Below are 23409 nucleotides of genomic sequence, written 5' to 3'. Positions count from 1 at the left end.
CCTCTACGATAGGGTTACATTACTTACACAGAACTATGCAGTGTATAGCCCTAAGTTTTCTTTTGCGTAGGCTTCAAATTCTGTGAAACCGCCAACGTGTTGTTCGTCGACAAAAATTTGAGGAACCGTTTGTACCGGTTTGCCTACCGTTTTTTCCAGGTCAGCTTTGCTGATGCCTTCAGCGTGAATGTCGACATAGCGATAATCAAAATCTTCCATATCGGCTTTTAATTTATCCGCAACTTCTACGGCACGAACACAAAACGGACAACCCGGACGTCCAAAAATGACTGTAAACATGAAATACCTCTCTCACAAAAATTTATGGTGCCATTATCCAGATTTTATTGCTGGTTAACAATTGTTCTGCACGATGGGCACAATCGATTTAATGAATAATACTTAGTGGTCTATGTCCAAATCCGACTCCGGTACACAGCAGCAGGGCAGAATATCGCCTTTTCTGACATAAGCCAGAGGTTCTGTTGTATAACGGACTTTACCGGACTTTAGGGTGCTACGGCAGGCACCACAAAAACCACTGCGGCAGTGGTAGTGCATTTCTAACTGATGCTTTTCTAAGGCCTCGAGTAAGGTGCCTTCAGTCGCGTCAACGGCAAGTTCGGGCCCACCGTTGACAGTGACTTTAAAGGTGTTAGCCATAGCTTAGAGATCAAAGTCCCCAAGGTCGGAAGCACTCACTTCGCTATCTATCTGACCAACAAGGTAAGAGGTGATTTCTGATTCCTGCGGCGCTACCTGAACGTTGTCTGAAACAAGGTACTTATTCATCCACGGTAGAGGGTTGGAACGCTGGTTCTCAAACGGTGCGTCAAAGCCAATGGCCTGCATACGTAAGTTCGCAATATATTCGACGTACTGGCAGAGCATGCTCTCGTTCAGGCCAATCATTGAGCCGTCTTTAAACAGGTAGTGCGCCCACTGTTTTTCTTGCTTCACTGCAGTCATGAAAATTTCATAGGCGTCGTCACGCAGTTCTTCGGCAATTTCTTTCATTTCCGGGTCGTCTTCGCCGTATTGCCACAAATTAAGAATGTGCTGTGTCGATGTCAGGTGAACGTTTTCGTCACGGGCAATCAGTTTAATAATTTTTGCGTTGCCTTCCATTAACTCACGTTCTGCAAAAGCGAAAGTGCAGGCGAAACTGACATAAAAACGAATAGCTTCAAGCGCGTTAACCGAGTTAATGCATAAGAATAGTTTCTTCTTAATTTCCCGTTGCGTTACGGTATGGGTTTTGCCTTCAACAACGACATCGCCTTCACCGTGCGTCTGCAACAGTTGAGTATAGAAAATAAGATCATCGTAGTACTTGGAGATGTCATTCGCGCGAATTTTAATTTGCTCGTTAATGACGATATCTTCAAAGACTTCGCTGGGATCACTAAACAGGTTACGCAGAATATGTGTGTACGAGCGCGAATGTATGGTCTCAAAGAATGACCAGGTTTCAATCCAGGTTTCCAGTTCCGGAAGAGAAACAATAGGCAGTAACGCGATATTCGGCGAACGCCCCTGAATTGAATCTAACAGTGTTTGATACTTCAGGTTAGAAATAAACACATGCTTTTCACTGGCTGTTAACTTGTTAAAGTCGATGCGGTCGCGGCTGACATCGATTTCTTCAGGTCGCCAGAAAAAGCTGATTTGTTTTTCAATCAGCTTTTCAAAAATGCTGTGTTTTTGCTGGTCGTAGCGAGCAACGTTAACGGAGTTGCCTAAAAACATAGGCTCCGTTAACGGGTTATTCTGCTCTTGATTAAAGGTTGAGTACGACATTCGCTAAAATCCTTCTTATTAAATTTTGCAGGCGCCGCCGGCACAGTCATCATCTTCTTCAATGATCACTGTTGTCGGCTGAGCTTGAGACGCAGTAGCACCTTTACGTGCCGCAATGTCGGATTGATTATCCGCAGCACCGTCACGGGTGTTGTGATAATAAAGCGTCTTAACGCCAAGCTTATAGGCCGTTAATAAGTCCTGCAGAAGCTGCTTCATTGGTACTTTACCGGCTTCGAATTTACTTGGGTCGTAATTGGTGTTCGCAGAAATTGTCTGGTCGACAAACTTTTGCATAATACCCACCAGCTCAAGGTATCCCTTATTGTTAGGGATTTGCCATAACAGCTCGTACTTGTCTTTTAAGTTTTCGTAGTCTGGAACAACCTGTTTGGTGACACCGTCTTTTGACGACTTAATGCTGACAAAACCACGAGGCGGTTCAATACCGTTAGTTGCGTTAGAAATCTGTGACGATGTCTCAGAAGGCATTAACGCTGATAATGTGGAGTTACGCATGCCATGTTGTTTGATGTCGGCACGAAGCTTGTCCCAGTCCAGGTGCAGAGGCTCATCGCAAACCTTATCCAGGTCTTTCTTGTAGGTGTCGGTTGGCATAATGCCCTGAGAGTAGGTGGTCTCATTAAATTTAGGGCAGGCACCTCTTTCTTTAGCCAGGTTCATTGACGCCTGCATCAGATAATACTGTATTGCTTCAAAGGTCTGATGAACCAGACCATTTGCAGAACCGTCTGAATATTTAACGCCGTGCTTAGCTAAGTAGTAGGCAAAGTTAATAACACCAATACCCAGAGTACGACGGTTCATTGTTGCATTGTAAGCGGCCGGAACCGGGTATTCCTGATAATCCAGCAGACTATCCAGTGCGCGAACAGCTAAGTCGGCAAGGTTTTCAAATTCACTTAAGCTCTCAATTTTGCCTAAGTTAAAGGCCGACAGTGTACACAGGGCAATTTCACCTTCTTCGTCGTTCACATGACTTAGAGGCTTAGTTGGTAACGCAATTTCAAGGCACAGGTTGCTCTGACGAATAGGAGCAACTTTTGAATCGAACGGGCTGTGCGTGTTGCAGTGGTCAACGTTTTGTACGTAGATACGGCCAGTACTGGCGCGTTCTTGCATAAACAAACCAAACAACTCAATGGCTTTAATACGTTTTTTGCGGATGCTCTCATCCTGTTCGTACTGAAGGTACAAACGCTCAAATTCGTCCTGATCTTCAAAGAACGCGTCGTAAAGGCCTGGCACATCCGACGGGCTGAACAAAGTAATGTAATCGTCTTTAATCAGACGCTGGTACATGGTGCGGTTAAACTGCACACCGTAATCCAGATGACGAACGCGGTTTTCTTCAACACCGCGGTTGTTTTTCAGTACTAATAAGCTTTCAACTTCCAGATGCCAAAGCGGGTAGAACAGGGTAGCCGCGCCACCACGAACACCACCTTGCGAACAGCTTTTAACCGCCGTCTGGAAATATTTATAGAACGGAATACAACCTGTGTGGAAAGCTTCGCCGTTACGAATAGGGCTGCCCAGAGCGCGAATACGCCCGGCATTGATGCCAATACCGGCGCGCTGCGATACGTATTTTACGATGGCGCTTGAAGTGGCATTAATAGAGTCGAGGCTATCGCCGGCTTCAATCAGAACGCAGGAGCTGAACTGACGCGTAGGCGTGCGCACACCCGACATGATAGGTGTTGGTAGTGAGATTTTGAATTCAGAAGCGGCGTCGTAGAAACGTTTAACGTAGTCCATACGAGTGCTTTTCGGGTAGTTGGCGAACAAACAAGCCGCTACCAGAATGTATAAGAACTGAGCGCTTTCATAGATGTCTCCGGTAACCCGATTCTGAACCAGATATTTGTTCTCAAGCTGCTTAACGGCCGCGTAAGAGAAGTTCATGTCACGCCAGTGATCCAGAATTTCGTCCATCTGGTCAAATTCAGCTTCAGTGTAGTCTTCCAGCAAGTGCTCATCGTAGCGATGCTCTGCAACCATCTTTTTGACCTGATCGTAGAGACGCGGCGGTTCAAACTTACCGTAGGCCCGTTTGCGCAAGTGGAAAATAGCCAGACGCGCAGCCATGTATTGATAGTCGGGCGCTTCCTCTGAAATTAAATCAGCTGCAGCTTTAATGATGGTCTCGTGGATATCTTCGGTTTTAATACCGTCGTAAAACTGAATGTGAGACTTAATTTCGACCTGAGAAGCTGAAACATTATTAAGACCTTCAGCGGCCCACATGATAACCCGGTGAATTTTATCGAGGTTTAGCGGTTCGCGTTCGCCGCTGCGTTTAGTGACATATAGTTGCTCGTTCATTTTGCGCCGACTCTTAGCTTTTTGTTATATGTTTGTAGCCACTAGATATTGTGCCTATTAGTTGTACAGAGCGATATTTACACAATATCTAGTGTCTTGAGGATGAAGAGTATGCTAGGTCTAACTGCCACTTCGATCAAGTAAATTTACGGGCAAAAACAGTAATAATTTTGATTTAGAAATCTTGATTTTTTGTCAGCCTTTGCTTGGCGTGAGTTTGCGCTGGTAATCTTGCTATATATTTTTTTGATCTTTTAAAAGATGTTTATAGATCAAGAGTCATCAATAGCAAGTAACTTCAGTAACTCCAGCGGTGAGGCGATATGATAGTCGGCTTGCCAGCGTTGCGGCTGATCCTCGTTGCTAATATAGCCATATTCAGCAAGCACAGTAACCATACCGGCATTGCGACCGGCTTCGATATCCCGTTCCGCATCTCCGACATAAAGACAGTCTGCAGGTTCTATTCCCAGCTTTTCAGCCGCATAGAATAAAGGTTCCGGCGAGGGCTTTGCTACGCTTAGGGTATCACCGCTTACGACCACACTAATAGCTTCAAACTCCGGGAAATGAGGCAATAATTGTTGGGTGAGGCGCTCTGGCTTATTAGTGACTATAGCAATTTGAATAGATTCACGTTGTAGTACAGAGAGTAGTTCGAGAACCCCAGGGTAGGGTTGCGTATGAATGGCTATGTTCTCTTTATAAGCACTAAGAAACGCATGCCGGAGCTCGGCTTCCATGTCGCTGTACTCTTCGGCAAAAGCTAGCTGCAGCATACCTCTGGAACCATGGGATGCGACTGGCGTAAACACTTCAGCGGTAATGGCGGGGCGTTCGTATTGTTCGCATACGGCGTTCAGTGCAGCACCCAGGTCGGGGGCTGTATCAAGCAGCGTGCCGTCCAAATCGAACAATACCGCCTTTACCGGAGAATTCCTGTCTGATGAGGCCATTTATGACTCCGGCTTTTCTAAAGCGATAATGTAATTCACATCAACATCTTTTTCTGAAAGAACAAAGCCTTTAAACGGATTAAAGATAAGACCGTTAATGGCGATATCTTTTAACGCGGCGGCATCTGTCATACGCAGTAGCTCTGATGGTTTGATAAAACGTTGGTGCTGATGAGTTCCTTTGGGAACCCAGCCTAAAACATGCTCAGCGGCAACAATACCTAACAGCCAAGACTTTACATTACGGTTTAATGTGGAAAAAAAGATCTTCCCGCCAGGTTTTAGTGCTTTAGCACAGGCTTTTACAATAGCCTCAGGGTCAGGTACATGCTCCAGCATCTCCAGACAAGTCACCACATCGAAGCTTGCTGGCTGCTGTTCTGCCAGAGTTTCAATAGCAATGCATTGATAGTCGATTTGACGCCCGCTTTCTAAGGCGTGTAAACGCGCTACTTTTAACGACTGTTCGGCTAAATCAACCCCTGTAACCTGAGCGCTACGTTCAGCCATAGCTTCACTGAGTAATCCACCGCCACAACCAACATCCAGTACCTTTTTACCGAACAGGCCTTCAGTATAATTCTCAATAAACCCTAGTCGAACGGGGTTTATTTTATGTAAGGGTTTGAATTCTCCATCGGGGTCCCACCAGCGCGAGGCCAGGGCTGAAAATTTTGCGATCTCTTCCGGATCGACGTTTTTTTGTTCACTTTTAGAGCGACTGGTGGTCATAGATTATACGTCTTTAAGAGATGGATAACGCGGCTAGTCTACCTCAGGCAAAGAATAAGAAAAAGAGGGTGCGAGACTCGTTTGGGATGGGTACAATGATTGGATCAAAATAACAATGAATATGCGGATCTATATTTAGGGAATAAACTATGAGCGATCTAGCCAGAGAAGTGTCACCGGTAAATATCGAAGACGAACTAAAAAGCTCGTACCTCGATTATGCCATGAGCGTCATTGTTGGGCGTGCTTTACCAGATGTTCGTGATGGCCTGAAGCCAGTACACAGACGTGTCTTGTTCGCAATGAGCGAATTGCGCAACGACTTTAATAAACCTTATAAAAAGTCAGCTCGTGTCGTTGGTGACGTCATTGGTAAATATCACCCACATGGTGATAGTGCTGTTTACGACACTATTGTACGTATGGCACAGAACTTCTCCTTGCGTTATATGTTGGTCGACGGCCAGGGTAACTTTGGTTCGGTTGACGGCGACTCTGCTGCCGCGATGCGTTATACCGAAATTCGCATGGCGAAAATTGCGCATCAGTTACTCGCCGATTTAGATAAAGAAACGGTTGATTTTGTAGACAACTATGATGGTACCGAGCGTATTCCTGACGTTCTGCCTACCCGTGTACCTAACCTGTTAGTTAACGGTTCTTCTGGTATTGCCGTTGGTATGGCAACGAACATCCCTCCTCATAATCTGACCGAAGTTGTCGATGGTGCACTTGCCATGATTGATAACCCGGACATTGATGTTGAAGGGTTAATGGAATACATCCCGGGACCGGACTTCCCGACAGCAGCAACAATTTCTGGCCGTAGCGGTATTGTCGAAGCTTATAAAACGGGTCGTGGCCGTATTCATTTGCGCGCTCAGGCGGAAATTGAAGTTGACGAGAAAACGGGTAAAGAAACCATCATTGTTACGGAAATTCCGTATCAGGTGAATAAAGCTCGCTTAATTGAAAAAATTGCTGAGTTGGTTAAAGAAAAGCGCGTTGAAGGCATAAGTGCCTTGCGTGACGAGTCTGATAAAGACGGTATGCGTATCGTTATTGAGATCCGTCGTGGCGATGTTGGCGAAGTTGTTCTTAACCATTTGTACGCTAATACCCAGTTACAGGTTGTGTTTGGTATCAACATGGTTGCCCTGGATAAAGGCCAGCCGCGTTTGTTTAACCTGCGCGATATGCTGGATTGCTTTGTCCGTCATCGTCGTGAAGTGGTTACGCGCCGCTCAGTCTACGAATTACGTAAAGCTCGTGAACGTGCCCATATTTTGGAAGGTCTGGCGATATCGCTGGCCAATATTGACGAAATTATTGAGCTTATCCGTCGCTCGCCAACGCCTGCTGAAGCTAAAGCTGGGCTAATTGCCCGCGCATGGCAACTGGGTGATGTTGCTGCAATGCTGGAAACTGCCGGCGTTGATGCTGCGCGTCCTGATCATCTGCCGGAAGAATACGGCATACGGGATGGCAACTATCACCTGACCGAAGAACAGGCTCAGGCTATTCTGGATTTACGCCTGCACAAACTGACCGGTTTAGAACACGAAAAAATTCTGGATGAATATAAAGGCCTGTTAGAACAGATTGCTGAACTTCTGCATATCCTGAACAGTTCAGAGCGCCTGATGGAAGTGATTCGTGAAGAACTGGTAGAAATACGTAACAACTTCGGTGATGAGCGTAAAACGGATATTACTGCTGCTGCACACGACATCAGCATGGAAGATTTAATCAACGAAGAAGACGTGGTTCTGACACTTTCTCACGAAGGCTATGTGAAGTATCAGCCTCTGACTGAGTACGAAGCACAACGTCGTGGTGGTAAAGGTAAAGCCGCCACTAAGATGAAAGACGAAGACTTTATAGAAAGACTGTGGGTAGCGAATACGCATGACACCATTTTATGCTTCTCAACCCGTGGTCGTATTTACTGGATGAAAGTTTACCAGTTGCCGCTGGCAAGCCGTGCCTCTCGTGGCAAACCAATAGTGAACCTGTTACCGCTGGAAGCTGATGAACGTATTACCGCTATTTTGCCAACACGGGACTATCCGGAAGATAAATTCGTTGTTATGGCAACGCGCAAAGGAACTATCAAGAAAACGCCACTACCAGAGTACTCACGTCCTCGTAACGGCGGAATCATTGCACTGAACCTGGTTGATGATGACGAACTGATTGGTGTTGATATCACTGACGGTAACGGCGAAATTATGCTGTTCTCTGACGCCGGCAAAGTGGTGCGCTTCGCTGAAGAGCAAGTACGTTCAATGGGTCGTACAGCAACCGGTGTCCGTGGTATTCGCCTGGAAGACGGGCAACGTGTTGTATCACTGATTGTTCCTCGCGAATACGAAGAGGAAGAAGCGAATGTATTAACCGTGACTGAAAACGGTTACGGCAAACGTACGCCGCTGAGTGAATACCCAGCTAAGAGTCGTGCGACCAAAGGTGTTGTCTCTATTAAGGTCAGCGAGCGTAATGGTTCCGTTGTAGGCGCCATGGAAGTTATCGACGGCAATGAAATCATGCTTATCAGTAATAAAGGTACTCTGGTAAGAACTCGCGTCAACGAGGTTTCTACTGTTGGACGTAACACTCAGGGCGTGCGCTTAATTCGTACAGCTGATGACGAAAAAGTTGTTGGCCTGCAGCGCATTGATGAAATTGATGAAGATGAAGTGTTAATTGACGGCGAGGTTGTTGCTGAAGAAGGTGAAACCGCGGCTGAAGACAATACTGAAAATCAAGAAGGTTCCGACGAGTCATGAGTCAGTTGTTTAACTTTTCTGCTGGACCGGCAATGTTGCCGGTCGACGTTTTGAAACAAGCTCAGGAAGAGTTACTGAACTGGAATGGGCAGGGCGTGTCGGTGATGGAAATTTCTCACCGCGATCCTGTCTATGTCCACATGGCACGTGAAGCCGAGCAAGACCTGCGCGACCTGTTAAACGTACCTGATGACTATGAAGTACTCTTTTTACAAGGTGGAGGACGTGGCCAGTTTTCTGCGGTTCCGCAAAATATTGCGTCACCGGATGCCACTGTAGATTATCTGGATACAGGAATTTGGTCTGGTTTTGCTATCCGTGAAGCCGAAAAATTTGTTTCCAGAGTGAACGTCGCCGGGCAAGTTCAGGAAGGCGCTAAAGGCAAAGAAATTCAGTCTCCAGAAGACTGGAAGCTGTCTGAAAATGCCGCCTATTTTCATTATTGTCCTAATGAAACCGTCGATGGTATTGCGCTGCATGAAATTCCTGACGTAAAAGCGCCAATTGTCGCTGATATGTCATCGAATATTCTTTCTGAACCATTGGATGTCTCAAAGTTTGGCGTCATATACGCTGGAGCTCAGAAGAATATTGGCCCTTCCGGTTTTGCCATTGCGATTGTTAAAAAATCTCTATTAGGTCATCCGCAGAAGCAGGTGTCATCTATTATGGATTACCAGCTTCAAGCCAAAGACGGGTCTATGTACAACACGCCTAACACCTTTGCCTGGTACCTGGCTGGGTTGGTATTCAAGTGGCTAAAAGCTCAGGGCGGACTAACCGCTATGGGCGAACGCAATCGTCATAAAGCGCAGCTGTTATATGACTTTGTCGATAAGTCCGGTTTTTACAGTAACACTATTAATCCGGCTTACCGTTCAATTATGAACATTCCTTTCCAGTTGGCCGACGACAAGCTTGATGCTGAATTTTTGCAAGGCGCTAAAAAAGAAGGTTTATTAGGGCTAAAAGGGCATCGTTTTGTTGGTGGCATGAGAGCCAGTATTTATAACGCAATGCCGGTGGAAGGCGTAGAAGCATTGCTAAGTTATATGGCTGATTTCGAGCGCAAGCTTGGCTAAATAAATAGAATAAAAAAGGTAGTGAATCGCTATGGCAGAATTTAATGCATTAGAACTGGTTAATCCCGGAGTAAAGCAATTACGTCCGTATCAGGCGGGTAAGCCTACGTCTGAATTGCAGCGTGAGTTAGGTCTGCAGCACGTGGTTAAGCTGGCTTCAAATGAGAACCCATTGGGTTTGAGTGAAAAAGTAAAAACCGCGCTGGAAGCCGAGTTAACTGATTTAGTGCGTTACCCTGACGCCAATGGTTACTACCTTAAAAGCCGTCTGGCTGAGTTACATGAAGTTGGAACGCAGCAAATAACTCTCGGTAACGGTTCTAACGATGTTCTGGAAATTTTAGCCCGTACCTTTGTGTCAGATAAAGACGAAGTTATTTTCTCACAACATGCATTTGTGGTGTACCCATTGGTTACTCAGGCTATTGGTGCTAAACCTATTGCGGTTCCGGCGGTAGATTACGGGCACGATCTTGATGGCATGGCAAAAGCCGTTACCGATAAAACCAAGATGATTTTTATTGCTAACCCGAATAACCCAACGGGTACATTTTTATCAACCTCAGCACTGAAAAGCTTTCTGGATAAAATACCGCAGCATATTATTGTGGTTCTGGATGAAGCTTATTACGAGTATGTGCCGGAAGACGAGCGAGCTCCGTCGGTGGAGTGGATAAAAGAATATCCTAACCTGGTGGTTAGCCGGACATTCTCAAAAGCTTATGGTTTAGCCGGTTTGCGCGCAGGCTACGTGGTCAGCGACGAGAGTGTGGCAGACGTTCTTAACCGTATTCGTCAACCGTTTAATATGAATTCGCTGTCACTTAAAGCGGCTGAAGTGGTATTAGATGATCACGCCTATTTGCAAAAAGCCGTTGAGTTAAATGCACAGGGTATGAAGCAGTTAACTGACTTTTGTGAAGATTCAGGACTTAACTACATTCCTTCTTACGGTAACTTTTTAACCATAGAAGTCGGCTCTGATGCAGAAAAACTCTATGATCAACTTCTGCATGAAGGCGTTATTGTACGTCCTGTTGGCGGCTATGAGTTGCCTAATCATTTACGTGTCAGCATTGGCTTGCCTGAAGAAAACCAAGCCTTTACTAAGGCAATGAAAAAGCTGCGTGGTTAATTCTATTCATTTAGAGCCGCGACAACATTGTCGCGGTACTGTCACCTTACCCGGTTCAAAAAGCATTGCTAACCGGGCCTTGCTTATGGCCGCTTTATGCCAGGCTCCCGTCACCTTACATAATTTACTGGTTAGCGACGACACCAGCCGCATGCGTGAAGCTCTTAATGCATTGGGAGTGAGCTTTGAAGATGACAAACTCACTACCCGGGTGCATGGTTTAGGAGGGCATTGGAACAAACCTGTTTCTGATCTCTATCTGGGAAACGCCGGTACGGCAATGCGGCCGCTCATAGCCGTCTTGGCAGCAACATTAAAAAGCGAACATCAAGCGGTAGTGCTAAAAGGTGATGCCCGAATGCATGAACGGCCTGTAAAGCACTTAGTTGATGCTTTACAGCCTCAAGGTGCAGGCGTTAACTATCTGGCGGAGACTGGCTTCCCTCCGTTAGAAATGACCTCTGGTTTAAAGTCGGGTGACTTTGAAATTGATGGTTCGGTATCCAGCCAGTTTATCTCGGCCTTACTGATGGCGCTTCCGTTACTGCCCGGTAACTCAACCCTGACGTTAAAAGGGAACGTGGTTTCACGACCTTACATTGAACTGACGCTGCAAATGCTCGCAGACTTTGGCATTTCTATAAAAGAAGAATCCCCTCAGCGCTACGCTATTACCGGCGGGCAATGCTACCAGTCGCCCGGTGAATACTGGGTCGAAGGCGATGCCAGTGCTGCGTCTTATTGGATGGCTGCCGCGCTGTTAGGTAAAGGTCCGGTTGAGATTATCGGTGTTGGTAAAAACTCTATTCAGGGCGACAAACGTTTCGCCGAAGTCATTGAAGCCATGGGCGCGTCAGTGAGCTACCATAAAAACAGCATAACCGTATCCGGCAGAGGAAGTGTACAGGGCATTGACCAGGACTTTAATGATATTCCCGATGCGGCAATGACAGTCGCGCCACTGGCTTTATTCGCAAATAAGCCGACGACAATTCGTAATGTCGCAAACTGGCGGGTTAAAGAAACCGACCGGCTTCATGCTATGGCAACTGAGCTGCGAAAGCTCGGTGTCACAGTCGATGAGGGCGAGGACTTTCTCCGCATTGAACCGCTGAAACACTGGCAACATGTTGCAATTGATACTTATGACGACCACCGTATGGCAATGTGCTTTTCGTTGGTAGCATTTTCCTCCGCTGGAGTGACAATCAATGATCCCGGTTGTTGTGCAAAGACCTATCCCGACTATTTTTCCGAGTTTTCACGGCTCTGTCACAGTTAACTCTTAGACTCGCTGACTTTGATTAATGCAATTTTTTTACAAATGCGTATAATTGCGCGGCTAAATGCTGCGTAATGCAGAGCAATTAGAGGATTTTATGACAACTCATATTCCAGTCATTACGATTGACGGGCCGAGTGGGGCAGGAAAAGGAACTATCAGTCGATTATTGGCTGAAAAGCTAGGATGGCATTTGCTGGACAGTGGTGCGATTTACCGTGTGCTGGCATTAGCGGCTTTGCACCATGATTTTACGCCAGAAGATGAAGAAAGCCTGGTGGCTTTGGCGGCGCATCTGGATGTGAAGTTTGAAGCCGAAGAAGAACGCTCATTGACACATATTATTCTTGAAGGTGAGGATGTGACCATGACCATCCGTACTGAACAAGTGGGTAATATGGCGTCAAAAATAGCGGCTTTGCCACGAGTCAGAGAAGCTCTACTGCGCCGCCAGCGTGGGTTTAAAGAGCTTCCGGGTCTGGTGGCCGACGGCCGTGATATGGGAACTGTTGTTTTCACTGATGCCGATGCCAAAATCTTTTTGACGGCTTCTGCCGAAGAGCGTGCAAGACGACGCTTCGAGCAATTGAAGGAAAAAGGTTTTGATGCTAATATTGATCAATTAGTGAACGAAATTAAAGAAAGAGATGATCGTGATACGAATCGCTCGGTGGCACCTCTTAAGCCAGCTGAGGATGCGTTGTATCTGGATTCCACTGATACGTCCATAGAGGACGTGTTGGAACAAGTATTGACGTTTGCGCACAGCAAACTCTCAAAGACTAGCTAGGGTCAGGTGACCTTAATTAGGCGTCTGTTGTAAGGATGCGAACAGACTATTTTAATAACCCCGCTGTATACGGAAGTTCAGTGGACGTCTTATTTATAAGCGAAGTTAATTACTATGTCAGAAAATTTTGCAGAATTATTTGAAGAAAGCCTAAAGGAAGTTGAAACACGCCCGGGCTCCATTGTTAAAGGTACTATCGTTGCTATCGAAAAAGATTTGGTCCTGGTTGATGCAGGCCTTAAATCAGAAAGCGCGATTCCAGCAGAACAATTCCGTAATGCAGAAGGTGAATTAGAAGTCAGCGTCGGCGACGTAGTTGACGTAGCCCTTGATGCAGTTGAAGACGGCTTCGGTGAAACTATTCTGTCTCGCGAAAAAGCGAAACGTTACGAAGCATGGCTGGTGTTGGAAAAAGCACACGAAGACAATGCAACCGTTATCGGTATTATCTCTGGTAAGGTTAAGGGTGGCTTTACAGTAGACTTAGGCGGCGTTCGCGCGTTCTTGCCTGGTTCACTGGTTGATGTACGTCCAGTACGTGAAACTACACACCTGGAAAACAAAGATTTAGAATTCAAAGTTATCAAGCTTGATCAGAAGCGCAACAACGTTGTTGTTTCTCGCCGTGCTGTTATCGAGAAAGAAAACAGTGCAGAGCGTGAAGAGCTGCTTGAAAACTTGCAGGAAGGCCAGGAAGTTCAGGGTATCGTTAAGAACCTGACTGACTACGGCGCGTTCGTTGATTTAGGCGGCGTCGATGGCTTATTGCACATTACCGATATGGCTTGGAAACGCGTTAAGCACCCAAGTGAAATCGTAAACGTTGGCGATGAAATCACTGTTAAAGTATTGAAGTTTGACCGTGAACGCACTCGTGTATCTCTTGGCCTTAAGCAGTTAGGCGAAGATCCATGGGCTGATATCGCAAACCGCTACCCAGAAGGGCATCGTTTAACTGGTCGTGTTACGAACTTGACTGATTACGGTTGCTTCGTTGAAATCGAAGAGGGTGTTGAAGGTCTTGTTCACGTATCAGAAATGGACTGGACTAATAAAAACGTTCATCCTTCTAAAGTGGTTAACCTGGACGACACTGTTGAAGTTATGGTTCTGGAAATTGACGAAGAGCGTCGTCGTATTTCATTAGGCCTTAAACAGTGCAAGCCTAACCCATGGGAAGAGTTTGCTAAGAACCACAATAAAGGCGAGCAAGTTACTGGTAAGATCAAGTCAATCACTGACTTTGGTATCTTCATCGGTCTTGACGGCGGTATTGATGGTTTGGTTCACTTGTCAGATATTAGCTGGAACGCTACTGGCGAAGAAGCTGTTCGTGATTACAAAAAAGGTGAAGAAGTTACCGCTGTAGTCATGCAAGTTGATGCTGAACGTGAACGTATTTCACTGGGTATCAAACAGCTTGAAGAAGACCCATTCAATAACTACCTGGCGGCCAATAAAAAAGGTGCTATTGTTACAGGTACAGTTACTGAAGTAGACGCTAAAGGCGCTAAAGTTGAATTAGCCGAAAGCGTTGAAGGCTACGTTCGTGCCGCAGACATTTCACGCGAGCGCGTTGAAGATGCAAGCACTGAACTGAGCGTTGGTGATTCTATTGAAGCTCGCTTCATGGGCGTTGACCGTAAAAACCGTACTCTTAGCTTGTCTATCCGTGCGAAAGACGAAGTTGAAGAGAAAGAAGCGGTTGAAAGCGTTAATAAGCAACAGGACAGTGGTTCTGGTCTTAACAGCGCAATGGCTGAAGCCTTTAAAGCTGCAAAAACTGACGACGAATAATTAACTGCACTGTTGCAGTTAATTTGAAGGAGGTAATGATGACTAAATCAGAGCTGATTGAAAGGTTAACTTTGAAGCACGAGTTACCTCCTAAGCAGGTTGAAGCTTCGGTAAAAGAGATACTCGAACAGATGGTGCAATCCTTATCGCAAGGTAAGCGCGTTGAAATTCGGGGTTTCGGAAGCTTCTCTCTGCATTATCGGGCTCCTCGTGTTGGTCGTAACCCTAAAACAGGTGATCCTGTTGAGTTAGAAGGGAAATACGTACCGCATTTTAAAGCGGGCAAAGAGCTTCGCGAGAGGGTCGATACATTAAGTTAGTTTTTACGCTCGATTGATAAAAACGGCATGCTATACTGGCATGCCGTTTTTTTATAACTAACAGGTAAGCAATTATGCTTAAAAAGCTGCTTATTCTCATTCCTGTATTAATCATATTTCTTTTAGCAATGGCTTTTGGGGCTCAGAACCCGCAAACCGTGGTTGTTAATTTACTGGTGCTGCAAACAGAAATGGCTGTTGCATCGCTGCTTGCTATCTTTTTTGGTAGCGGCTTTCTGGTTGGTATTTTATTACTTTGCTTATCGAGTTTATCCTGGCGCTATCGGTATAACCGTTTAGTTAAGCGTTTAAATAAACTGGACAAGGAGAGTTAACGGCTCATGTTGGAGCTTCTCTTCCTGCTTTTACCAATTGCTGCTGCCTATGGCTGGTTCATGGGCCGCAATAGTGTTCGCACAGAAGAGCGAAAAGAGCAGAAACGTTTCTCCAAAAAGTACGCCACAGGTATAAACCTTTTGCTGTCAGACCAGCCAGATAAGGCGGTTGATTTATTCGTCGAGTTATTAGACGTCGACAGCGAAACCATTGAGACTCACTGGACCTTAGGCAAGTTATTTCGCCGTAGAGGCGAAGTTGACCGCGCAATAAAAATTCATAAAAACCTGACGTCACTTCCCAACCTGTCTGAGTACGACCGCTTAACGGCTATGTACGAGTTAGGTAAAGATTACCTTTCTGCCGGAATCTATGACCGCGCTGAACAAATGTTTGCCGGCTTACAGAGTTATAAATTATTCCGCGAGAAAAGCCAAAAGCACCTTCTTGAGCTTTATGAATCCACGCACGAATGGGACAAAGCCATTAAAATAGCTTTGCGTCTGGCGAAGCAAAGCAGCCACGCGCGAGTCGTTCTCGCCCAGTTATATTGCGAGCTTGCCGAACTAGATGACAATGTTCCGAGTAAAATAAAGCATTACAGCAAAGCGCTTAAACACGATAGTAATTGTGTTAGGGCTGTTCTCTCCCTGGGGAAAATCTATATGAAAGAAGGGGAGTACGGGGAGTCTATTAATTACTTAACCCGGGTGTTCGAACAGGACAAATCCTTCGTTTGCGAAACCATTCCTTTGCTAGAGGAAGCTTACGAGAAAACATCTGATACTCATACTTTTATCGAGTTTTTACACAGTTGTGTTGAACACAATGCGGGAATAACAGCCGCTATTACGTTGTCAGAAAAAATTTGTGAATCGCAAAGTATTGAAGACGCAGAACACTTTATGACTCACGTTTTAGAGCAGCATCCGACAATGCGCGGCTTCCATCATTTAATGGGGTTACACATTCGGGCCGCTGATGTGGGGAATGCACGTGACAGTCTCCGAAGACTGCGCAAAATGGTTCATGAGCACATAGTGCAGCGGCCCAATTATAAGTGCCGTCACTGTGGTTTCTCCGGACATACTTTATATTGGCGTTGTCCTTCGTGTAAGAGCTGGGCAACAACAAAACCTATTTTTGGATTAGATGGTGAATAACGACATGGCGTTACCGAAAATTTATGTTGCTTTAGATTGCCAGACACAGGAAGCCGCTGACAATTTAGTGAGTCAATTACCAGCCGGAAAAGTCGGGCTGAAAGTGGGTAAGGAATTGTTTACCGCTATTGGACCCGACTGGGTAAAAAAGCAGGTTGAGCAAGGTTTTTCAATATTTTTAGATTTAAAGTTTCATGATATTCCAAACACAGTGGCTAAGGCGGTAACCTCGGCAGCTAAAATCGGTGTTGATATAGTGAACGTGCATGCCTGCGGCGGTACCGAAATGATGAGCGCGGCAAGGGATGCATTAAAGCAATTTGATAAGCCTCCTTTATTAATAGCCGTGACGGTACTCACCAGCATGAGTGATTCTGATCTTGCAGAAACTGGAATCCAGGCAACTGCGGAACAGCAAGTACTTAAACTGGCAAAATTAGCGCAGCAGGCTGGTCTGGACGGAGTGGTTTGTTCTGCTCAGGAAGCTCGCATGCTGAAACGTGATTTGGGTGCGTCATTTAAGCTTATAACGCCGGGTATCCGACCTGCCAACAGCGCCGCGGGTGATCAAAAGCGGGTTATGACACCAGAAGCCGCAATAGAGGCTGGAGTCGATTACATGGTTATTGGGCGACCTATTACGCAGGCCGCTGACCCAACCGCCAGCGTTTCAGAGATATTAGCCTCTATAGGAGAATAACTTACTTACGCCTTCGCAATGTCGTAATCTTCTAATAAGGCAAAAAACTTCGGCTATAGTGTCCTTACTGCAGTGACGCAGTGATTTTTCAATAGGGAATGACACTATGAAGCTAAAATTAATACCCATGCTTGTTGCCTCATCGCTGTTTTTAGCAGCAGGGGCGCAAGCCACTCCGTTATCCGCCTTACCAAACTTATCTCCAGTAGCACAGACTGAAGAGGTTAAAACCGTCAATATCAATACAGGGTCAGCCCAAGAGATATCTGCTGTCCTGGTTGGTGTCGGTGAGAAACGGGCTGAGCAGATTATTGAGTTAAGAGAGCAATTGGGTGGTTTTACCGAGGTAGAGCAATTACTTGATGTAAAAGGTATTGGTGCTAAAACTTTAGAGAAAAACCGAGCCTTCATTACGATTAAGCAGTAATGGCAAGTAAACTCCAGAGATAAAAAAGGCCGGTAGTTCGTTGCTACCGGCCTTCTTATTTTCTAACTAAACTCTTATTTAGCTGAATTTAGTCACATTTTGCCATTTCGGCATAAGAAGTCGAACGCGCCTGAGAAATACTGGCGATACGACTGTCTTTAACAAACTGAGGACGATTATCTGATGAAGCTACAGGCAGAGCCTTAAAGGCTTCTTTGCGCTCTTCAGCTGTTGCCTTTGTCATTGCAGAAAATGATGAACCACTTAATGAACGGTTAGGTATAACCGCTTCGGTTTTCATTTGCTTGCGTTTTTGCCCCGCAGCCCGTTGATGACGAGGAGAGCGGCGAGAGCGATCTCTGCTTTTCTTCTCTTCAGCCTTAGGCTCTGCTGGCTTTTCTTCAACAGTGTCTTCTGTCTCAGTTGGCTTTGGAGGCTCTTCAGCCGTTTCAGAGCTATTACTTTGTTCTTCTTTAGCTGGTTCTGGCACTGCTTCACTGGCTGGCTCAACTGAGGCTTCTACTTTGTCATCAGATGCCACTTCAGGCTCAGCTTCAGGTTTCGCTGTGTCCGGCTTCTGCACTGTTTCGTCTGTACTGGCTTCAGTTTGTTGAGTTGCTTGAGTGTCCGCTTGAGGCGCTTTCTCTTCGGTACTCTCATCAACACTCTTTTCTTCGCTCTGTTCTGCCGGAGTCGCAGATTGAGCCTGATTTTGTACTAATTCAGCGGCTGCCTGCATACGCGGATCCAGAACCTTATCAGAGATTGCTTTATTTTCGCTTTTGTCAGAACCAGATTGCTTTGCAGGTTTCTCTTTAGCCTGGGTTGGTTTCTGAGTATCGGCACCATCAGTCGACGCATCAACATCCTTTTGAGCTGGCTGCGTTGGTTCTTTAGCTTCTACTGAATCGCCAGTCGATGAAACGCGAACGGATTTTTCAATCGGCTTACGTTGACGACGAGGTTTATCCTGAACCGCTTTAGTTTCTTTCGGCTTTTCTGCTTCAGCCGGGCTATCAACTTGCTCGTTCTTAGCCGCTTCTGGTTTTGGCTGCTGCTGATTTTTATTGCTGCGGCCACGACGTCTGCGATCGTTACGGTTGCGACTATTACGATTACCTGCATCATCGCGAGATTCCGTTGATTTATCTTCTGTAGTTGCAGAGGTGTTTTCTTTACTGGCTTCCTTGTCCTTACCTGCTGACTGGTTGCGGCCTCGCTGCTGACGGTTCCCTGAGCGGCGATTACGGCCACGACGTTGCTGATTCCGCTGGTTCTGAGCATTACGTTCTTTTTCTTTCTCAGCTTCAGCCTGTTTCTGTTCTTCATCTGAACCAAACAAGCCAGAGAACCAGGTCGCTAAACGACTTAACAAGGATGGTTGAGCTGCTTTTTTCTCTTCAACTTTAGGAGCCGGTGCTGGCGTAGGAGCTGCACTCGGTGCCTGAAGGCCTTTTAGTGCAGGCTCTTCAAATTTCGCTTTATCCTGAGTCAAGGTAATAGAAACCGTAGATTCAGTTTGCTCTGGTTTTTGCACCAACTCAAAACTGGCCGACTCCGGAACTTCGTCATCACGAATACGTAACACTTCAAAGTGAGGTGTTTCCATATGGTGATTCGGGATAATAACGATTTTCACGTTATGACGCTTTTCAATATGATTTACGGATTGACGCTTTTCATTGAGCAAATACGTTGCGACATCGACCGGAACCTGAGCATGCACCTGAATGGTGTTGTCTTTTATGGCTTCTTCTTCAATCAAGCGCAAGATCGACAGAGCTAAAGAATCGCTCGAACGTATGGTTCCCTGGCCATTACAGCGAGGGCACACATTGTTTGCTGATTCGCCCAGCGAGGGACGTAGGCGCTGACGAGACATTTCCATCAAGCCAAAGCGCGAAATGCGGGCTACCTGAATACGCGCTCTGTCCTGAGATAAACTGTCGCGTAAACGGTTTTCAACATCACGTTGATGGCGGGCAGGAGTCATATCAATAAAGTCGATAACCACTAAGCCGCCAACGTCGCGTAAACGCAACTGACGTGCTATTTCTTCGGCTGCTTCAAGGTTGGTCTGCAATGCCGTTTCTTCAATATCGCCACCTTTAGTTGCACGTGACGAGTTAATGTCGATAGATGTCAGTGCTTCGGTTGGGTCGATAACAATTGAACCACCTGACGGAAGGCGGACTTCGCGCTGGAATGCAGATTCAATTTGGCTTTCAATCTGGTAGTGACTGAAAAGCGGGACATCGCCCTCGTATTGTTTTACGCGTTGTAAAAAGTCCGGACGAATAAGCTGTATATGACTACGGACTTGCTCGTAAACTTTGGGGCTATCGATGAGAACTTCACCGATGTCTCGGCGCAGGTAATCGCGTAAAGCGCGGAAAATAACGTTACTTTCCTGGTGTATAAGGAAAGGAGCAGGGCGCTCGTTAGCCGCTTTGCTGATAGCTTCCCAATGATTAAGCAGAACATTTAAGTCCCACTCGAGCTCTTCTTTTGACTTGCCTACACCGGCGGTACGGACAATCAGCCCCATTTCTTTCGGAACATTGAGGTCAGATAACGCTTCTTTTAGTGCTGAACGTTCATCGCCCTCAATACGGCGAGAGATACCACCGGCTCGGGGGTTGTTCGGCATTAGCACTAAATAGCTGCCAGCCAGGGAAACAAAGGTAGTTAAGGCGGCACCTTTTTGGCCTCGCTCTTCTTTGTCTATTTGAACAATGACTTCCTGGCCTTCTTTAACCACATCTTTGATGTTGGGGCGACCCTGGAAGGTATAACCTTGTGGAAAATAGGTTTTAGCTATTTCTTTAAGAGGAAGGAAGCCGTGGCGTTCTGCGCCATAATCTACAAAGGCAGCTTCGAGGCTTGGCTCTATGCGCGTGATTTTGCCTTTATATATGTTTGCTTTTTTTTGTTCGTGACCAGGGCTTTCAATATCTAAATCATAAAGGCGCTGGCCGTCAACCAGCGCAACACGCAACTCTTCTAATTGCGTGGCATTAATTAGCATTCTTTTCATTACTGTGACTCAATTCTTTGGGCCACAATATGACACGCCCCAATGGCGATCGTGCAATTATCGAATTCGTCTGTCGCTGCAAGCCCTTTGGGACTTGCGTTACCCGTCATCTACAACGTGTAACTAAAATGAGTTTGACTGTGCCGATAACACCAACTGTTCGGTGTCATATTGTCGCTAAATTTTACGTCTGCAATCGATTATGAAACAAAGCGTATTCAATGTGCTGTGTTCTTCTCCGTGCCATCAACATCTCGGCTAGTCACTTCATTAGACTTTAAAACCGTACGCTGATGTGGATAATGCGTCGCTCTGTTATTTCGATTGCGCGAAATATATTCTTCGTCTGCCATCTTCGATGGACTTTGACACTTAATTATTCCATGAAAACCACTGAAAATACAAGCAACAATTTCGCTGTTGAATCTTGTAGATGATGGTAAAATAGCGGCATGAAAACAATTCAACAAGAAGTACGCTGGCATACCGTCTCTGCAGAAGAGTCGGGGCAGCGAATAGATAATTTTCTCATTGCGCAATTACGCGGTGTACCTAAGTCTTTGGTATATCGAATTGTCCGTAAAGGTGAAGTGCGAGCGAATAAAAAGCGGATAAAACCGGACTATAAGTTAAAGGAAGGCGATCTCATTCGCATTCCTCCGGTAAAAGTGAGTGAAAGGCCGGACCTTCCGTCTGCTAATTTAGAGCAGGTTGCAGCTCTGGAGCACGCGATCCTCTATGAAGACGACGCTTTGATGCTAATTAATAAACCATCAGGAGTCGCCGTACATGGCGGCTCCGGGCTGCAATTCGGTCTTATTGAAGGTTTAAGAGCGTTGCGGCCAAAAGAGAAAAGCTTAGAGCTGGTTCACCGAATAGACCGAGATACCAGTGGCTTGTTGCTGGTTGCTAAAAAACGTTCAGTGCTGAGAAGTTTGCACGAACAGCTGCGTAACAAAGAAATGAATAAGCAATATCTGGCGTTGGTTCGCGGTCAATGGCAAAAGCGGGTTCGTAGTGTTGAAGCGCCGTTAAAAAAGAACACCTTAAAATCCGGAGAGAGAATTGTGCGTGTTGATGCAGAAGGCAAAGCCTCTTTGACTCGTTTCAGAATTCAGCAAAGGTATAAGGAAGGGACATTAGTTGAAGCGTCGCCAGTTACCGGCCGCACCCATCAAATTCGTGTTCACGCGTTACATGCAGGTCATCCTATAGCGAAAGATCCTAAGTACGGTGATACAGATTTCGATAACACTATGGCTGGGCTTGGGTTAAACCGACTGTTTTTACACGCCTGGCAGCTGCGTTTTCTACATCCTGTTACGGGAAAAGAAGTGGCTTTTGAAGCTCCTCTGGATGAGAACTTACAGCAAACGTTAAAGCAACTGACGGCGCAATAAAAAGGACTGCTTATAATGATGTACGATAAGCGACTTGTGGTGTTTGACTGGGATGGCACTTTAATGGATTCCATTGGCCGAATTGTTTCCTCTATGCAAAATACAGCTCAGCATACGGGGTTACCCGTTCCGACCGAGGTTTCAGTCAGAGATATTATTGGTTTAAGCCTTGAACCCGCAATAGAGAAATTGTTCGGCGTGCTTAACGCGACACAAATGAATAACTTTCTAACTCAGTATCGTGATGAATATGTCGACTTGAATACAACGCCGTCGCCATTATTTCACGATGCAAAATTGGTGCTTTCTAAGTTATCCAGTGCTGGTTATCGTTTAGCCGTTGCTACGGGCAAGGCAAGACGTGGGCTAAAACGGGTCTGGGCAGAAAGTGAAACCGAGCATTACTTTGATACTTCGCGGTGCGCCAGTGAAACTAAAGGTAAGCCTGACCCCCAGATGCTTTATGAAATTATGAGTGAACTTAAAACCCAGCCTGAACACACCGTAATGGTTGGAGATTCTGTTCACGATATGAAAATGGCGGTTGCCGCTGGTGTACAGGCAATTGGCGTAAGCTTTGGTGTGCATGACGCTGAACGTTTACGCGAAGCCGGTGCTACAATAGTGGTCGATTCGCTTTCAGAACTCAGCAATAAACTTGTCAGGGAGACTTTATGACGTTGCCATTAATCCTGGGTTCAGGTTCTAAGTACCGTCGCGAAATTTTGGATAGGCTGCATTTAAATTATGATGTTGTGAAGCCGGACATAGACGAGAGTGCTATTAACTCAGAAAGCCCACAACAATTAGTAGGGCGGTTAGCGGAAGCAAAAGCCAGAGCAGTTGAAAAAAGAATGACCTACGATGATGCCATTATTATTGGTTCTGACCAGGTTGCTGTTTGTGATGGCAATATTTTAGGCAAACCCGGCAACCATGAAAATGCGGTGCAACAATTGTCCAGCTTTGTGGGCAAAACGGTAACCTTTTATACTGGGTTGGCTGTTCTTAATACAAAGGCTCAACAATGCGAAGTAAGAGTAGAGCCCTTTGAAGTCAAGTTTCGTCAATTGACCGCCGAAGAAATAGAACGTTACGTTGAACTTGAAAACCCTTTTGATTGTGCCGGCAGCTTCAAGAGCGAAGGGCTGGGAATCAGTTTGTTTAGTGGTTTAAAAGGCAACGACCCCAATACACTCATCGGGTTACCAGCTATCGCTTTACTGGATATGTTGAGAACTCACGGAATTAACCCTCTAAATAAGGATTAACGACAGATTTCCCTTGTCAGTAAAGCGGAACTTCGTTAACATT

Annotated in this window: 21 protein-coding genes; 14 read left to right on the top strand and 7 right to left on the bottom strand. The window is 45.9% G+C overall.

Annotation, left to right across the window (positions count from 1 at the left end; translation table 11 throughout):
- Nucleotides 1-33: 33 nt before the first annotated feature.
- From ACN0TF_RS03395 to ubiG, 6 genes are all read right to left on the bottom strand, one after another.
- Nucleotides 34-300, bottom strand: coding sequence for a GrxA family glutaredoxin (locus ACN0TF_RS03395; RefSeq protein ID WP_011234612.1), 267 nt, complete (start codon nt 298-300; stop codon nt 34-36).
- 102 nt (nt 301-402) lie between these two features.
- On the bottom strand, nt 403-663 hold the full coding sequence (gene yfaE / locus ACN0TF_RS03390; RefSeq protein ID WP_011234611.1) for a class I ribonucleotide reductase maintenance protein YfaE: 261 nt from the start codon (nt 661-663) through the stop codon (nt 403-405).
- Between the two features lie 3 nt (nt 664-666).
- On the bottom strand, nt 667-1800 hold the full coding sequence (gene nrdB / locus ACN0TF_RS03385; RefSeq protein WP_417440746.1) for a class Ia ribonucleoside-diphosphate reductase subunit beta: 1134 nt from the start codon (nt 1798-1800) through the stop codon (nt 667-669).
- 18 nt (nt 1801-1818) lie between these two features.
- Nucleotides 1819-4149 (bottom strand): class 1a ribonucleoside-diphosphate reductase subunit alpha, encoded by a 2331-nt coding sequence (gene nrdA, locus ACN0TF_RS03380; RefSeq protein WP_417440745.1) that lies wholly within the window; start codon nt 4147-4149, stop codon nt 1819-1821.
- 272 nt (nt 4150-4421) lie between these two features.
- Entirely contained in the window at nt 4422-5105 is a 684-nt protein-coding gene (gene gph, locus ACN0TF_RS03375; RefSeq protein WP_417440744.1) for a phosphoglycolate phosphatase, read from the bottom strand.
- Nucleotides 5106-5837 carry a bifunctional 2-polyprenyl-6-hydroxyphenol methylase/3-demethylubiquinol 3-O-methyltransferase UbiG gene (ubiG, locus tag ACN0TF_RS03370; protein ID WP_417440743.1) on the bottom strand — a complete coding sequence of 244 codons (732 nt, stop codon included), beginning with the start codon at nt 5835-5837 and terminating at the stop codon, nt 5106-5108.
- A 149-nt stretch (nt 5838-5986) separates the two neighbouring features.
- Between ubiG and gyrA the strand changes: the two genes are divergently transcribed.
- The 11 genes from gyrA to ACN0TF_RS03315 all read left to right on the top strand — a co-directional run bounded on the left by gyrA (nt 5987) and on the right by ACN0TF_RS03315 (nt 17658).
- Nucleotides 5987-8626, top strand: coding sequence for a DNA gyrase subunit A (gyrA, locus tag ACN0TF_RS03365; RefSeq protein ID WP_417440742.1), 2640 nt, complete (start codon nt 5987-5989; stop codon nt 8624-8626).
- On the top strand, nt 8623-9708 hold the full coding sequence (gene serC, locus ACN0TF_RS03360) for a 3-phosphoserine/phosphohydroxythreonine transaminase (RefSeq protein WP_417440741.1): 1086 nt from the start codon (nt 8623-8625) through the stop codon (nt 9706-9708). Before gyrA ends, serC begins: the two co-directional genes overlap by 4 nt.
- A 31-nt stretch (nt 9709-9739) precedes the next feature.
- A complete protein-coding gene (hisC, locus tag ACN0TF_RS03355; protein WP_417440740.1) occupies nt 9740-10843 on the top strand; it encodes a histidinol-phosphate transaminase in 1104 nt (367 codons plus the stop codon).
- The gene (aroA, locus tag ACN0TF_RS03350; protein WP_417440739.1) at nt 10836-12125 is read left to right on the top strand and encodes a 3-phosphoshikimate 1-carboxyvinyltransferase; all 1290 of its coding nucleotides are present in this window, start codon (nt 10836-10838) and stop codon (nt 12123-12125) included. The genes hisC and aroA overlap by 8 nt, the downstream gene beginning before the upstream one ends.
- A 97-nt stretch (nt 12126-12222) precedes the next feature.
- Entirely contained in the window at nt 12223-12915 is a 693-nt protein-coding gene (gene cmk / locus ACN0TF_RS03345; protein WP_253620441.1) for a (d)CMP kinase, read from the top strand.
- Nucleotides 12916-13029: 114 nt separating this feature from the next.
- Nucleotides 13030-14712 carry a 30S ribosomal protein S1 gene (rpsA, locus tag ACN0TF_RS03340; protein WP_417440738.1) on the top strand — a complete coding sequence of 561 codons (1683 nt, stop codon included), beginning with the start codon at nt 13030-13032 and terminating at the stop codon, nt 14710-14712.
- A gap of 38 nt (nt 14713-14750) precedes the next feature.
- The gene (locus ACN0TF_RS03335) at nt 14751-15032 is read left to right on the top strand and encodes an integration host factor subunit beta (protein WP_417441108.1); all 282 of its coding nucleotides are present in this window, start codon (nt 14751-14753) and stop codon (nt 15030-15032) included.
- 74 nt (nt 15033-15106) lie between these two features.
- Nucleotides 15107-15367, top strand: coding sequence for a lipopolysaccharide assembly protein LapA domain-containing protein (locus ACN0TF_RS03330; RefSeq protein WP_011234599.1), 261 nt, complete (start codon nt 15107-15109; stop codon nt 15365-15367).
- 6 nt (nt 15368-15373) lie between these two features.
- Entirely contained in the window at nt 15374-16531 is a 1158-nt protein-coding gene (gene lapB / locus ACN0TF_RS03325) for a lipopolysaccharide assembly protein LapB (RefSeq protein WP_417440737.1), read from the top strand.
- Between the two features lie 4 nt (nt 16532-16535).
- Complete coding sequence (gene pyrF, locus ACN0TF_RS03320) at nt 16536-17231, top strand: orotidine-5'-phosphate decarboxylase (RefSeq protein ID WP_417440736.1); 696 nt, start codon at nt 16536-16538, stop codon at nt 17229-17231.
- 106 nt (nt 17232-17337) lie between these two features.
- Nucleotides 17338-17658 (top strand): ComEA family DNA-binding protein, encoded by a 321-nt coding sequence (locus tag ACN0TF_RS03315; protein WP_417440735.1) that lies wholly within the window; start codon nt 17338-17340, stop codon nt 17656-17658.
- An 88-nt stretch (nt 17659-17746) separates the two neighbouring features.
- Here the strand turns inward: ACN0TF_RS03315 and rne are convergent, their stop codons facing one another.
- Nucleotides 17747-20695, bottom strand: a complete 2949-nt coding sequence (gene rne / locus ACN0TF_RS03310; RefSeq protein WP_417440734.1) for a ribonuclease E — start codon at nt 20693-20695, stop codon at nt 17747-17749.
- A 452-nt stretch (nt 20696-21147) separates the two neighbouring features.
- Here rne and rluC point away from each other — a divergent pair, with 452 nt between their 5' ends.
- Genes rluC through ACN0TF_RS03295 form a run of 3 tightly spaced genes read left to right on the top strand, consistent with a single transcriptional unit; the run spans nt 21148 to nt 23366 of the window.
- Nucleotides 21148-22095, top strand: a complete 948-nt coding sequence (rluC, locus tag ACN0TF_RS03305; protein ID WP_417440733.1) for a 23S rRNA pseudouridine(955/2504/2580) synthase RluC — start codon at nt 21148-21150, stop codon at nt 22093-22095.
- Nucleotides 22096-22110: 15 nt separating this feature from the next.
- Nucleotides 22111-22773 carry an HAD-IA family hydrolase gene (locus ACN0TF_RS03300; protein WP_417440732.1) on the top strand — a complete coding sequence of 221 codons (663 nt, stop codon included), beginning with the start codon at nt 22111-22113 and terminating at the stop codon, nt 22771-22773.
- The gene (locus tag ACN0TF_RS03295; RefSeq protein ID WP_417440731.1) at nt 22770-23366 is read left to right on the top strand and encodes a Maf family protein; all 597 of its coding nucleotides are present in this window, start codon (nt 22770-22772) and stop codon (nt 23364-23366) included. The genes ACN0TF_RS03300 and ACN0TF_RS03295 overlap by 4 nt, the downstream gene beginning before the upstream one ends.
- Nucleotides 23367-23409: the final 43 nt, after the last annotated feature.

Source organism: Idiomarina sp., from assembly GCF_048265525.1.
Lineage (GTDB): Bacteria > Pseudomonadota > Gammaproteobacteria > Enterobacterales > Alteromonadaceae > Idiomarina.
This window is presented reverse-complemented; position numbering and strand designations above follow the sequence as displayed.

Coding starts and splice junctions, on each gene's coding strand:
- lapB (WP_417440737.1), top strand. CDS start 15,374: ATGTTGGAGCTTCTCTTCCTGCTTTTACCAATTGCTGCTGCCTATGGC.
- ACN0TF_RS03315 (WP_417440735.1), top strand. CDS start 17,338: ATGAAGCTAAAATTAATACCCATGCTTGTTGCCTCATCGCTGTTTTTA.
- ACN0TF_RS03295 (WP_417440731.1), top strand. CDS start 22,770: ATGACGTTGCCATTAATCCTGGGTTCAGGTTCTAAGTACCGTCGCGAA.
- gyrA (WP_417440742.1), top strand. CDS start 5,987: ATGAGCGATCTAGCCAGAGAAGTGTCACCGGTAAATATCGAAGACGAA.
- ACN0TF_RS03395 (WP_011234612.1), bottom strand. CDS start 300: ATGTTTACAGTCATTTTTGGACGTCCGGGTTGTCCGTTTTGTGTTCGT.
- pyrF (WP_417440736.1), top strand. CDS start 16,536: ATGGCGTTACCGAAAATTTATGTTGCTTTAGATTGCCAGACACAGGAA.
- gph (WP_417440744.1), bottom strand. CDS start 5,105: ATGGCCTCATCAGACAGGAATTCTCCGGTAAAGGCGGTATTGTTCGAT.
- serC (WP_417440741.1), top strand. CDS start 8,623: ATGAGTCAGTTGTTTAACTTTTCTGCTGGACCGGCAATGTTGCCGGTC.
- hisC (WP_417440740.1), top strand. CDS start 9,740: ATGGCAGAATTTAATGCATTAGAACTGGTTAATCCCGGAGTAAAGCAA.
- rne (WP_417440734.1), bottom strand. CDS start 20,695: ATGAAAAGAATGCTAATTAATGCCACGCAATTAGAAGAGTTGCGTGTT.
- nrdA (WP_417440745.1), bottom strand. CDS start 4,149: ATGAACGAGCAACTATATGTCACTAAACGCAGCGGCGAACGCGAACCG.
- cmk (WP_253620441.1), top strand. CDS start 12,223: ATGACAACTCATATTCCAGTCATTACGATTGACGGGCCGAGTGGGGCA.
- rluC (WP_417440733.1), top strand. CDS start 21,148: ATGAAAACAATTCAACAAGAAGTACGCTGGCATACCGTCTCTGCAGAA.
- rpsA (WP_417440738.1), top strand. CDS start 13,030: ATGTCAGAAAATTTTGCAGAATTATTTGAAGAAAGCCTAAAGGAAGTT.
- nrdB (WP_417440746.1), bottom strand. CDS start 1,800: ATGTCGTACTCAACCTTTAATCAAGAGCAGAATAACCCGTTAACGGAG.
- ACN0TF_RS03300 (WP_417440732.1), top strand. CDS start 22,111: ATGATGTACGATAAGCGACTTGTGGTGTTTGACTGGGATGGCACTTTA.
- ubiG (WP_417440743.1), bottom strand. CDS start 5,837: ATGACCACCAGTCGCTCTAAAAGTGAACAAAAAAACGTCGATCCGGAA.
- ACN0TF_RS03330 (WP_011234599.1), top strand. CDS start 15,107: ATGCTTAAAAAGCTGCTTATTCTCATTCCTGTATTAATCATATTTCTT.
- ACN0TF_RS03335 (WP_417441108.1), top strand. CDS start 14,751: ATGACTAAATCAGAGCTGATTGAAAGGTTAACTTTGAAGCACGAGTTA.
- yfaE (WP_011234611.1), bottom strand. CDS start 663: ATGGCTAACACCTTTAAAGTCACTGTCAACGGTGGGCCCGAACTTGCC.